At 44.3% G+C, this 12465-nt stretch carries 12 protein-coding genes; 8 read left to right on the top strand and 4 right to left on the bottom strand.

The genetic code is table 11. The annotated features are described in order from the left end of the window. Nucleotides 1-102: 102 nt before the first annotated feature. Nucleotides 103-924, bottom strand: coding sequence for a hypothetical protein (locus NC996_RS05140; RefSeq protein ID WP_190688514.1), 822 nt, complete (start codon nucleotides 922-924; stop codon nucleotides 103-105). Between the two features lie 112 nt (nucleotides 925-1036). Here NC996_RS05140 and NC996_RS05135 point away from each other — a divergent pair, with 112 nt between their 5' ends. From NC996_RS05135 to ureC, 6 genes are all read left to right on the top strand, one after another. Beyond that, entirely contained in the window at nucleotides 1037-1924 is an 888-nt protein-coding gene (locus NC996_RS05135; RefSeq protein WP_190440233.1) for an urease accessory protein UreD, read from the top strand. Nucleotides 1925-1973: 49 nt separating this feature from the next. Next, nucleotides 1974-2276 (top strand): urease subunit gamma, encoded by a 303-nt coding sequence (gene ureA / locus NC996_RS05130; RefSeq protein ID WP_190688511.1) that lies wholly within the window; start codon nucleotides 1974-1976, stop codon nucleotides 2274-2276. Between the two features lie 27 nt (nucleotides 2277-2303). Beyond that, nucleotides 2304-2861, top strand: a complete 558-nt coding sequence (locus NC996_RS05125; RefSeq protein ID WP_190688508.1) for a DJ-1/PfpI family protein — start codon at nucleotides 2304-2306, stop codon at nucleotides 2859-2861. A 137-nt stretch (nucleotides 2862-2998) separates the two neighbouring features. Then, a complete protein-coding gene (locus NC996_RS05120; protein WP_190429162.1) occupies nucleotides 2999-3304 on the top strand; it encodes an urease subunit beta in 306 nt (101 codons plus the stop codon). A gap of 118 nt (nucleotides 3305-3422) precedes the next feature. Continuing rightward, a complete protein-coding gene (locus tag NC996_RS05115; protein WP_190688504.1) occupies nucleotides 3423-5942 on the top strand; it encodes a DEAD/DEAH box helicase in 2520 nt (839 codons plus the stop codon). 62 nt (nucleotides 5943-6004) lie between these two features. After that, nucleotides 6005-7729 carry an urease subunit alpha gene (gene ureC / locus NC996_RS05110; RefSeq protein WP_190688502.1) on the top strand — a complete coding sequence of 575 codons (1725 nt, stop codon included), beginning with the start codon at nucleotides 6005-6007 and terminating at the stop codon, nucleotides 7727-7729. Between the two features lie 59 nt (nucleotides 7730-7788). Here ureC and NC996_RS05105 read toward each other — a convergent pair whose 3' ends face one another. Beyond that, on the bottom strand, nucleotides 7789-8223 hold the full coding sequence (locus NC996_RS05105; protein WP_190688499.1) for a hypothetical protein: 435 nt from the start codon (nucleotides 8221-8223) through the stop codon (nucleotides 7789-7791). Between the two features lie 610 nt (nucleotides 8224-8833). Between NC996_RS05105 and NC996_RS05100 the strand changes: the two genes are divergently transcribed. Together NC996_RS05100 and NC996_RS05095 are read left to right on the top strand one after the other, a co-directional pair. Then, nucleotides 8834-9973: a hybrid sensor histidine kinase/response regulator gene (locus tag NC996_RS05100; RefSeq protein ID WP_190410228.1), complete on the top strand. Its 1140-nt coding sequence runs from the start codon at nucleotides 8834-8836 to the stop codon at nucleotides 9971-9973. Nucleotides 9974-10051: 78 nt separating this feature from the next. After that, nucleotides 10052-11428, top strand: a complete 1377-nt coding sequence (locus tag NC996_RS05095) for an aldehyde dehydrogenase (protein WP_190688496.1) — start codon at nucleotides 10052-10054, stop codon at nucleotides 11426-11428. 112 nt (nucleotides 11429-11540) lie between these two features. On the opposite strand, the gene NC996_RS05090 is transcribed toward NC996_RS05095, so the two are convergent. Both NC996_RS05090 and rpmF read right to left on the bottom strand, forming a co-directional pair. Further along, nucleotides 11541-12134: a sulfite oxidase-like oxidoreductase gene (locus tag NC996_RS05090; RefSeq protein WP_190440199.1), complete on the bottom strand. Its 594-nt coding sequence runs from the start codon at nucleotides 12132-12134 to the stop codon at nucleotides 11541-11543. A 124-nt stretch (nucleotides 12135-12258) separates the two neighbouring features. Beyond that, complete coding sequence (gene rpmF / locus NC996_RS05085) at nucleotides 12259-12432, bottom strand: 50S ribosomal protein L32 (RefSeq protein WP_190410231.1); 174 nt, start codon at nucleotides 12430-12432, stop codon at nucleotides 12259-12261. Between the last annotated feature and the right edge of the window lie 33 nt (nucleotides 12433-12465).

Below are 12465 nucleotides of genomic sequence, written 5' to 3'. Positions count from 1 at the left end.
TAAGCAATCAACAAGCTAGTAAGTTTTAATTTATCGGATTTTTTGCACTTGATAAGTAATACTTACAAATTAGAGAATTACTATTTTATTTGCTATTTAAAATTAATTTTTATTTCTAGGATCTCCAAAGAGATAGTAACCAGTAACTTTTTTAAAAGCCTCGGAAGTTTTATCACCAAGGCAACCATCTACACTTAAATAAATTCCTGAAAATTGATTTAAAAACTGTTGCAGTTCTTTGCCGTTATCAATCTTAGAATCTGGTGAATAATATACCAAAGGTTGCTTTTCGCCAGGTTGGATATCTACATCTTTTTCTCCAACCTCACTGGTTTCTGGATTATCCCAAGTAATTGTTCCTCGATCGATCATTCGGCGCAGAAGTACGGCGGCACCGTATTGCTGCGATACGGCTGTATTTGACCAGGTGCCATCGTCAACGTATTTTCCTTTAGTATAGTGGTTTGAAGCACTCCACAAATAAGGTGAAAAAACATCAGAATGGTAGAGGCGATAACCCCAACCGTTGTAGCCTTCTAACTTAAAAAGAATGCTCGGAAGACTCCACTCTTTCCATTGGTCAAATTTATCAAAAGTTAAAGCATCAATAGCACTTTCTTCCCATGTAAAGGGAGGATTGCCATTAGAGGGGCGATTTTTTGGTTCGTGTACGGTTCTTTTTGTCAGCGGATCTCCATTATGCAGGTGAGTATTGAAATTTAAGGAAGATTCCATGTTGTGAATAATGGCTATCACATACCAGGGAATCGCCAGTCTTTTCCCTACCGCATCATACCTAGCCCGATTTGTATCAATGGTATCTAAAATATTATCTACTTGCTCAATTTTATTTTTAGTGATTTTGCAGCTATCAAAGAGTTGCTGGTATTCGTTTTTTAAGCTTTCAAAGCTGATAGCCGCCATAAGAATCTCCAGTATAAAGACTTAAGAATATTCGGTTGAATCGAGTTTAATGGTATTTTTGTTTAAGATGATTTTCCGGAGTAAAAAATTAACAATTTATACACCAAATTTAATGAAAGACCTCGATCCGGCAGTAGCAAATCCCTCATCCTCTGGATGGCACGGCATTCTTAACTTGGAGTTTTCTAAAACCCAAAGCAAAACCCAGGTGATTAGCGATCGCGTAAAAGCACCGCTGAAGGTACAGCGCCCATTTTATCCAGAAGGGTCGGAGATTTGTCATAGTGTAATTTTGCATACAGCGGGGGGTGTTGTGGGGGGCGATCGCTTATCGCTTAATTTCCACCTCCAACCCAACGCCCAAGCCTTAATCACTACCGCTGCCGCCGGTAAGGTTTATCGCAGCAATGGATTGCCAGCGAGTCAAACGATTGAAATCGAGGTGAACGCGGGTGCTACTTTGGAGTGGCTACCGCAGGAAACAATTATTTTTGACGGTGCGATGTATCGACAAGACTTGCGGGTAGAATTAGCTCCAGAAGCAAGTTGGCTGGGTTGGGAAATTACACGCTTTGGACGCAGTGCCAGAGGGGAGAGATTCTTACACGGAGAGTGGCGATCGCATACTGAAATCTGGCAGCAAGGACGCCCTCTGTGGATTGACAGGCAATGGTTACCCGGCGGGACAGAAATCCTCGACAGTCCTCACGGTTTAGCTGGGCAATCCGTTGTAGCGAGTTTAGTCTGGATTGGGCAAGCGGTGTCACCAGAAATTGTAGAAAAAGCACGAAATCTAGGGAATCATTCACCCTTTTTTAAGAAAGGGACAGGGGAAAATCTTCACCAAGCAGGCATTACTCGTCTTCCTGCTGGGCTATTGTGTCGCTATCGCGGTTCTTCTACTTCCCAGGTGCGAAACTGGTTTATAGATATTTGGAATTTGCTGCGATTGCACTTTTTAGAACGCCCTGCTTGTCCACCGAGAGTTTGGCAAATTTGAGCGAATCGTAGTAGACATAGAGAACACGAAAGAATGTAAGAGGTTATCAATGCAACTGACGCCACAGGAAAAAGATAAGCTGTTGATTTTTACGGCGGCACTATTAGCGGAACGCCGCAAGGGAAGAGGTTTAAAACTGAATTACCCAGAAGCGATCGCTTATATTTCTGCTGGCATTCTGGAAGGCGCTAGAGATGGACGCACCGTTGCCGATTTAATGAGTTATGGGACAACACTACTGTCACGGGAAGAAGTAATGGAAGGTGTGCCAGAAATGATTCATGAAGTGCAGGTAGAAGCTACATTTACCGATGGTACAAAATTGGTTACAGTTCACAACCCAATTCGTTAGGTAATCTCGTAACTTGGAGGATTATTTATGAATGTTGCATTTATCATTTACACGGGAATGACCGCTTTAGATTTTATTGGAGTTTACGATCCAGTTACTCGTCTCAAGACAATGAATTTTATAGCCGATTTGGAATGGGATATTTGTGCCCATTCTCCAGAAGTCAGCGATAACGCTGGACTTCGTTTCCCTCCGAATAAAGTAGGTGAATCTCTCCAACCCTACGACATGATTATCGTACCCGGTGGAATTGGCACCCGAAACTTAGTTGACGATCCTGAGTTAATGACATGGCTGAAAACCTCAGCAACTTGCAAGTTCAAAGTTTCTGTGTGTACGGGTTGTTTACTACTCGGCGCAGCGGGATTTTTACAAGGGAAAACAGCAACAACCCATCCCAATGCTTTCCAAGACCTTCAAAAATATTGTAAGTCTGTCGTAAACAAAAGAGTTGTTGATGAAGGTGACGTAATTACCGCCAGAGGAGTTACTTCGGCAATTGATTTAGGTTTATATCTTTGTGAAAAGTTCGCCGGATACGAGATTAAAGAGAAAATCCGTCAGCAAATGGATTATCAGACATAATCTTACAAAAATAAGGTAACTATGAGCAATTTACGGAGCGAATTATACTCAGCTTTTTACGACACCGATCCGGTTCCTATGGTTGAATTTATACAGTAGTTAGCCATTCTTATAAAAAACTAAAAGAGGAAGTTGAAATGATTCCTGGAGAAATAATTGTACAAGGTGGGGAAATAGAACTCAATGTGGGTCGCCCTAGTCTAAAAGTGCAAGTAGCAAATACAGGCGATCGCCCGATTCAAGTGGGTTCTCATTTCCACTTCTATGAGGTGAACGAATCTTTAGATTTTGATAGAGAACAAGCAAAGGGAATGCGCCTGAATATTCCAGCAGGCACGGCGGTACGCTTTGAACCTGGAGATGAAAAAGAAGTAGAATTAGTGCCATTTGTTGGTAGCCGCCAAGTGTATGGCTTCAATGGCAAAATAAATGGTTCGCTATAGCCATGAAATAGGGAAATAGAGGGTTACTGTATTTCATTGAGCGCTTACCCTCTCTGATGCTTAGAAAAAACCCCAAAATAATAGACATATCAAGAGCCAAAGAGAGGCTTTAGTTTCAATGGTAGATTTTAAAAAATTGCGTGAGTCTAAAACTCAATCGACTGTTATAGAGCCAATTGACATTTTCCGACGTTTACCGAAGCCTCCAGGAATTAATGATCTTTACACCAGTCAAGCCCAGGCGCTAGAGGCGTGGTTCAGTCGTCGAAATGAACGCGATCTAGTAATTAAGTTACACACGGGAGGTGGCAAGACGCTTGTTGGCTTGCTTATCGCACAATCAATCCTAAATGAACACTGCGAACCAGTTATCTATCTATCGCCTACTGTCCAGCTTGTCCAGCAGACTCTTGAGAAGGCTAAGGAATATAGTATTCCGGCAGTTGCTTACGAGAAAGGCACCGATTTCCCTGACGAGTTTCTTGCAGGCAAGAGTGTTCTTATCTGTACCTATCAAGCTCTTTTTAACGGTCGTAGCCGATTTGGAGTTCGTGGCATTAAGCAGGCTCACATGGCAGCAGCCATAATACTTGACGATGCCCATGTTGCTTTTTCAGCGATGCGTGATACGTTCACGCTACGTGTTGATAAAGACAGCCAACAAGAGAATTACACCTATCTGACGAATTTATTTCGTAATGATTTTCAAATGTTTGGCAAGTTAGGAACATTTGATGACCTTGTGAGCGGGGCAGATCATGGCATTTTGGAAGTACCCTATTGGAGCTGGCAAGCAAAATCGACTGAGATAAGGGAATTTTTACGCAGGAAATCTGAGTCTTATCAATTTGTTTGGTCATTTATCCGAGACAATTTTGATTATTGCCATTGTCTCATTAGCCGCAAAGCTTTCGTCATCACACCAATTTCTCCATTAGTAGATATGATTCCAACGTTCGCAGATTGCCCCCGCCGCGTCTTTATGTCGGCAACAATCAGCGACGACAGTGCTATTGTACGGACATTTGATGCAAACCCTGATTCTATAGCCAAGCCCATTACGTCAAACTCATTAGCTGGTGTGAGCGAACGAATGATTCTTGCCCCAGAACTTATGCCGTTCTCTAGCGATGATGTGCCGCAAATGCTCAGAGAACTGGCTAAGGAGATGGCTAATCAACAAAAGGTAGGAACAGTAATTCTTGTACCGTCTAATGCTTCCGCCAAGCTGTGGGAGGATGTTGCCATTTTTTCAGATTCAACTGAGAAGGTAGCTGCCCATGTCAAAGAACTTCAAGAAGGCAAATCGCATGGGCCTTTCGTGTTTGCCAATCGCTACGACGGCATAGACCTTCCTGGTTCAGCTTGTAGACTGCTGATTTTATCTGAGTTACCTATTGGAAGTAGTGAGTACGATCAATATCGGGCAAATACTTTCATAGGTGGATCTGAACTTAGTAGTGCTTTAGCACAGCGTATTGAGCAAGGCATGGGAAGGGGAGCGCGGGGCGGTGCTGACTATTGTGTAGTGATAGTTACTGGTAAAAACCTCACGGCATGGCTTGGTCGTGAGGGTCATCTTAAGTTCTTGACAAAGAGTACCCACGCTCAGTTTGAAATGGGAGTAGAGATCAGTAAAAGTGTTGCTGATAAAAAAGATTTGCACGAAACGATTATGCGCTGCTTGGAGCGCGATAAAGACTGGATTGAATACCACGCAGAAACATTAGCTGAGCTGACTGAAGCTACTCAAGAAGATAATAACTTCCTAACTCAAGCTGCGGTAGAGCGAAAAGCATTCCAACTGATGCGTGACGGTTATCTTGAGAAGGCAATTGCTAAGTTAGAAAAGCACTGGCAGGAAGCAGTCGAACTTGATCAAAAGAGCAGAGGATGGCTGAAACAACTTGCAGCTCGTGCAGCTTATTACTGGGGCGAAACTGATAAAGCTCAACAGCTTCAGCAGCAAGCATATGCTGATAATAATAATTTGTTGCGTCCTCAAGTTATTCCTCCATATGTACCACTTACAATACCTGGCAAGCAAGCTGAAGCAATTGTAGAGCGGTTTGCACAATATAAACCCCATCGACGTGCTTATATTGCATGGATTGATCAACAAGTATCGCATCTGGTTCCAGAAGCATCGGCTAGTCAATTTGAGCAAGCTTTAGAAAACCTTGGCTATATGCTTGGTTTTTGTACACATAGACCGGAAAAACTATACCGCAAAGGGCCAGACATTCTGTGGTTGTTAAACGATAATGTAGGTTTAGTTATTGAGGCGAAGAGCCGCAAACATCAGAATAACGTCCTCACCAAGAATGAACACGGTCAACTATTGAATGCAGAACAATGGTTTAAGAAAGAATATCCGAATCACTCTTGCATACGTGTTTCAGTTCATCCAAATATTGGGGCTACAAAGAATACGGTAACTAACGATTCCAAGGCTTTAACCCTTGAAAAGTTAAATCAACTCATCACTGACGCACGTACTCTGCTTGTAGAGCTATGTGAGTCAGTCGTGTCTGAAGATGAACTTGTTGTTAGGTGTGAGCAACTTTTGGCTGATTCTACACTAAGACCTCAGTCACTTATTGAGCAGTATCTTGTGCCATTCGAGGAGATGGAGTAATTAATTGTAAATACGATTAGTGGCAGTAACGTGAATTTTTTCTAGACAATTAGGAGTAAAGGATGAGTTATAGAATGGATCGCCGCGCTTATGCCGAAACCTATGGCCCGACAGTAGGCGATCGCGTTCGTCTTGCTGACACCGAATTATTCATCGAAGTCGAACAAGACTTCACTACCTACGGCGATGAAGTGAAATTCGGTGGCGGCAAAGTCATCCGGGATGGTATGGGACAATCCCCCATTTCTAATGCCGACGGTGCCGTCGATCTGGTGATTACCAACGCCTTAATCCTCGACTGGTGGGGGATTGTCAAAGCCGATATTGGTATTAAAGATGGCAATATTTTCAAAATTGGGAAAGCGGGAAATCCCTATATTCAAGACAACGTAGAGATTATTATTGGCCCTGGAACCGAGGTCGTTGCCGGAGAAGGAATGATTCTCACCGCAGGCGGGATTGATAGCCACATTCACTTTATTTGTCCGCAACAGATAGAAGTCGCGATCGCATCCGGCATCACTACCATGATCGGCGGTGGTACTGGCCCCGCTACGGGTACAAATGCGACCACTTGCACTCCTGGCCCGTGGAATATGTACCGGATGCTGCAAGCCGCTGACGCCTTCCCGGTAAATCTAGGCTTCTTGGGGAAAGGGAATAGCAGCCAACCCCAAGGACTAATCGAACAAGTCTTAGCCGGGGCGATAGGTTTAAAACTGCACGAAGACTGGGGCACCACACCCGCGACGATTGATACTTGCTTGAACGTTGCGGATAATTATGATGTGCAGGTAGCCATTCATACCGATACCTTGAACGAAGCCGGTTTTGTAGAAACCACCATCGCCGCCTTTAAGAATCGCGTTATTCACACTTACCACACCGAGGGAGCCGGGGGCGGTCACGCGCCGGACATCATCAAGGTATGCGGCGAAGCGAACGTCCTGCCCTCTTCCACTAACCCGACGCGCCCTTATACCGTCAATACCCTAGACGAACACCTAGATATGCTGATGGTGTGCCATCACCTCGACCCCAGCATTCCGGAAGATGTCGCCTTTGCCGAGTCGCGGATTCGCCGGGAAACCATTGCCGCTGAAGATATCCTGCACGATTTGGGCGCATTCAGCATGATTTCCTCTGATTCTCAAGCGATGGGGCGGGTAGGAGAGGTAATTATTCGCACCTGGCAAACGGCACACAAAATGAAAGTGCAGCGGGGAAACCTCTCCCCATTGTTACCAGGAGCGGGGCAAGAAAGAGCAGATAATTTCCGGGCGAAGCGCTATGTTGCAAAATATACAATCAATCCAGCGATTACCCACGGCATTTCGCAGTATGTTGGTTCCGTAGAAGTGGGGAAACTGGCGGATTTATGCCTCTGGCGTCCGGCATTTTTTGGCGTCAAGCCAGAGATAGTCATTAAAGGCGGGGCGATCGCTTACGCTCAAATGGGCGATGCCAACGCTAGTATCCCCACACCGCAACCCGTGCATATGCGCCCGATGTTCGGCAGCTTTGGAGGAGCGATCGCTGCCACTTCTCTAACTTTTATTTCCCAAGCGGCACTCGAACAAGAGATTCCCAGCCAGCTTAAGCTACAAAAGCCAGCCGTTGCCGTCAGCGGTACGCGGCAGCTCAGTAAGCGAGACATGAAATTAAACGATGCCCTGCCTCACATGGAAGTAAATCCGGAAACCTACGAAGTGCGAGCCGATGGGGAATTGCTGACTTGCGAACCGGCAACCGTTCTCCCATTAGCACAACGCTACTTTTTATTCTGATTAAATTGGTAGTAGAGAAGCGATTAACTTGCTAGAGATGCAACTAATCGCTTCTCTACTTATCTATTTTTCAAAACTAATACCCCTTCCGGATTCACCTCGTATTGTGCCCCCACATAACCAGTGCGGTCATACAGAATTTGGTGAATGTGTTGGTCTAGTTTTGCTTCATCAGAAAATTGAGGTCGATAATATTCCTTGATTTGCTCCTCGACGCCCATTACCTCAAGACGGTCGTGAAGTGCTGCGGGTTCTCCTGCTAAATAAGCATTTCGTGCCGCATCATCGCTCAAGAAGCTCATCAAGATTGGCAACGGAACCCCGCCAATCGTCATCCTGCCACTGCTCAGCAGTAGCACCCCTAGAAAGATAGATAAAAGTATAGAAAAGTAGATGCCCGCGATCACTTTTACAGGAACTTTAGGCGAAGGACGGTAATCAGGGCGTTGTTGTTTGCGAATGGTTCGACTAGATTCAGGTGCTAAGCGACCCATACTTTCCAACTTTAGAATCTTCTCTTCAATTGATGACTGAAATTGGGGGGGTCGGTCAATCTATCCGGAGGCGTAAAAATTTAAAGAGTGGGGAAACAACGCAGTCAACATAGAACGCAGACCGCTAAGTAGCGGAGCGTTTAAAGCGATCGCTTCCACGTCCATCCTGTAGATAAAGCTGTCTCATTACCAACCACTCAAATTTCTATCTTGAGCGCGATCGCCCAAAAGACCTCTTTTACCTATCCATCCGCACGAGGAAATTGACTTCGCTACTGCCTATCTTTCCCGTTTTGCTTAATTTATAGATGTAAATAAACTAGATATCTGCGATTTTTTCTTTCCAGCAATGAGCAGCCAGATGTATCAGATGACAGAAAAGTATGACCGTCATCCTAAAGGTTTATAATTAATTTTCTGTTGCTAAGGTCATTTGGCTAGTCCAGACACTGGATAGAAGCCAAAGAAGCAAAGATTCGGTAAAGATCCTCAACAATCCTTCTGTAGAATGAGGCAAAATGATACCTTAGGCGTAAAGAATGTTACGTGATGCACGATTAATTTACAAAAATTAATTTCAATAAACTTGAGTTGTTAACCTATCGCTTCCATGAAGAATCATTCGAGTCTCAATCAACCTTCTAAAACTGACCGCATTCTCGTTGTGGATGATTCTCCCGATAACTTGTTTTTGGTTCAAACCATTTTAGAAGAAGAGGGATATCAAATTACCTTGGCGGAAAATGGTCGTTCTGCCTTAAACGAGATTGAACAATCTCCACCAGACTTGGTCTTGTTGGATGTGATGATGCCGGGGATGGATGGATATGAAGTCACGAGGCGAGTCCGTGATAATACTAAGTTGCCATTTATCCCGATTTTACTGATCACAGCCCACGATCACGCCAGCGTGGTAGAGGGATTAGATACCGGAGCAGATGATTTTATTCGCAAGCCAGTGCAAGTTGACGAATTGCTGGCGCGGGTGCGATCGCTTCTGCGGCTGAAGCATAGTGTGGACGAACGCGATCAAATTGCCCGTCAGCGAGAAGATTTCGTTTCCTGGCTCACCCACGACTTGCGGACGCCGATCGTCGCCGCAGAGCGGATGCTGGCTTTATTTAGGCAAGGAGCCTTAGGAGAACTCTCGCCAGGAATGCAAGAAGCGATCGCTACAATGGATCGCAGCAACCGCAACTTGCTGGCGATGGTGAATACTTTGTTAGAAGTCTATCGCTATGAAGCCGGTCGTAAAACCCTGAGCTTCTCACCAATTGACCTGCGGAAACTACTTCAGGAAGTAGTTCAAGAACTTTCTCCCTTAGCAGAGGAAAAGAACCTCACCCTGAAGCTGGATTTAGGGGACAGCGCCGACAATCATCCGCTTGATTTCAAAGTAGTCGGCGATCGCATGGAAATCCATCGGGTTTTAACGAACTTAATCGGAAATGCTATCAAATTTACAGATAACGGTTCAGTTGCTGTCCATGCGTCGGTAGGCTCCCATACAAGTAACTCCGCTAATCCCGCCATCGTGATTGACGTTAACGACACAGGTCCTGGCATCACCCTAGAAGACCAGAAAGTTTTATTTGAGCGGTTTCGCCAAGGGAACCACAAGCGTTCTGGCAGCGGTTTAGGGCTGCATCTATCGCGTAGAATTGTGGAAGCTCACCAAGGTGAAATAGAAGTCAAATCCGAGTTGGGTAAAGGTAGTTTATTTAGAGTTCGCTTGCCTGCTCAAATATGAAATTTTATTGTTGGATTTTAGATTTTGGATTTCAAAGGGTATAGAGTCTAAAATTTAAAATCCAACATTGGAGAAAAAATGCTAGTACCACCAAAAGTTAGTAACATCGTATTTCAGCAACGAAAGTTTTTTGTAACTGGAAAAACTAAAGACATATCATTTAGAATTCAACATTTAAAGCTTTTAAAAAGAGCATTATTAGAGAATGAAGCCGCTATTTTTAAGGCTCTGCAAACCGACCTGAACAAATCAGTGTTTGAAGCTGCTTTATCAGAAATAGGAGTTTGCTTAGAAGAAATTAATTATGCGTTAAAAAATATTAATACCTGGACAAAACCCAAGAAAATAAAGGCACCAATTACCCAATTTATAGCCTCCGCTCAGGTTTATTCTGAGCCGTTGGGTGTAGTTCTAATCGTGGGAGCTTGGAACTATCCCTTGCAGCTACTAATTTCCCCTCTAGTGGGTGCGATCGCAGCCGGTAACTGTGCGATTCTAAAACCGTCAGAACTCGCTACAAATACATCGCATCTATTAGCTGAGATTATCCCTAAATACTTTAATCCAGAAGTAGTGGCTGTTGTAGAAGGCGGTATCGAAACCAGCCAGCAGCTACTGGAAGAAAAGTTTGACTATATCTTTTTTACAGGCGGCAGCGAAGTTGGAAAAATTGTTATGGCGGCAGCAGCCAAACATCTGACGCCCGTTACCCTAGAATTGGGCGGCAAAAGTCCTTGTATTGTAGATGCCGATACTCATCTGGAATACACTTCCAAAAGGATTGTTTGGGGTAAATTCATGAATGCAGGTCAAACTTGTATTGCCCCAGATTATCTTTTAGTAGATAAAAGAATTAAAAGAGATTTGCTCGCACAAATCAAAAATTGTATTCACGATTTTTATGGGGATGAACCGGAAAAAAGCCCTGATTATGGCAGAATTATTAATCAAAAACACTTTAACCGTCTTTGTAAATATCTAGATGGGGATGTTTTGATTGGTGGAGAGACTAATCCATCTGAGCGATACATTGCTCCTACCGTCATCGATCGCGTGGGCTGGGAAGATCCAGTCATGCAAGAAGAAATCTTTGGTCCAATTCTGCCAGTCCTAGAATATACAGAGTTGAACGAAGCGATCGCGCTTGTCAACGCCAAGCCGAAACCCTTAGCCCTCTACTTCTTCTCGAAAGACAAACAAAAGCAACAAACCGTCTTGCAACAAACCTCTTCAGGGGGTGTTTGCATCAATGATACCGTTATGCAAGTTGGCGTCCTAGATTTACCCTTCGGTGGCGTTGGAGAGAGCGGCATCGGTCGTTATCACGGCAAGGCAAGTTTTGAGACATTCTCCCATCAAAAAAGCGTACTCAACAAATCTTTTCTCGTTGATATGAAGTTGAGATACGCTCCCTATAAAGACAAGCTCAAGATCCTGAAGTGGCTGATGAAATAATTAGTTAAGAGGAAAAAGTTTTAAATTGTAGAGGCGCGATTTATTGCGTCTGAGTTTTGAATTAAAGAATTCTTTTATAACTCAAAACTCAAAACTCTCTTTTCCTACTCCCTTAATAGCTATATCGCTCTTCTGCCCACGGTTCTCCCCGCCGGTGGTAGCCATTGCGCTCCCAAAAACCCGATTCCTCTTGCGGGAGAAATTCTAAGCCGTTAATCCATTTGGCGCTTTTCCAGGCATAAAGGTGAGGGACAACTAGCCGCATCGGTCCGCCATGTTCCGCCGGTAGGGGTTCCCCAAATAGAGTGTGAGCAAAAAAGTTTTCTTCTCGCAGAAAGTCTTCTAAAGGAATATTCGTGGTGTAGTCGCCGTAGCAGTGTTCCATAACATGAACGGCTTTCGGGTCAACTTCCACCAGCTTCATAAAGTCTGTCACCTTAACGCCAGTCCACTGCACGTCGAGTTTAGACCAGCGGGTGACGCAATGGAAATCGGCAGTAAAGTTATGTTGGGGCAGAGCCATAAAATCTGCCAAGCTGAAAGTCTTTTCGGTTGCCAAACCCCAGACGCGAAATTGCCAGTTGTCAGTATCGATCTGCGGAGTGTTGCCGTAGGTCAGCACCGGGAAGCCTTTCGTCAGATATTGACCGGGAGGAACCCGTTCGCTCTGCTCCGATTCTGGTTTTTTGAAAAATTTTCCTAGCATGAGTCTAGTAGAGATGGCGTTTTTTGTACTCTAATTCTTAATATGCACTTATATCCAAAAAAATAGCGCCCAAAGGCGCTCGGAAATTCTAGGAGGCTGAGACGAAAAGCAACCTCTAGGATAATTATTCTTCTTCGGCTTCTTCTTCCTGCGTTGGATACACAAACTTAGAACGCCCAGTCAGAATCGATTTGCCCAAAGAGAGAGCTTTCTGAGCTTGAATTGTCGCCTTGTGCTTCCAGGTAGCTTTGCGCTTATCGCGCTTGGATTTTGATGTTTTCTTCTTAGGAACCGCCATGATCGTAACTCCAGCAATCGTTTACAGCCTTCC

The sequence above is a fragment of the Trichocoleus sp. ST-U2 genome (genome assembly GCF_039961875.1).
Taxonomy (GTDB): Bacteria; Cyanobacteriota; Cyanobacteriia; order Cyanobacteriales; family FACHB-T130; genus FACHB-T130.
This window is presented reverse-complemented; position numbering and strand designations above follow the sequence as displayed.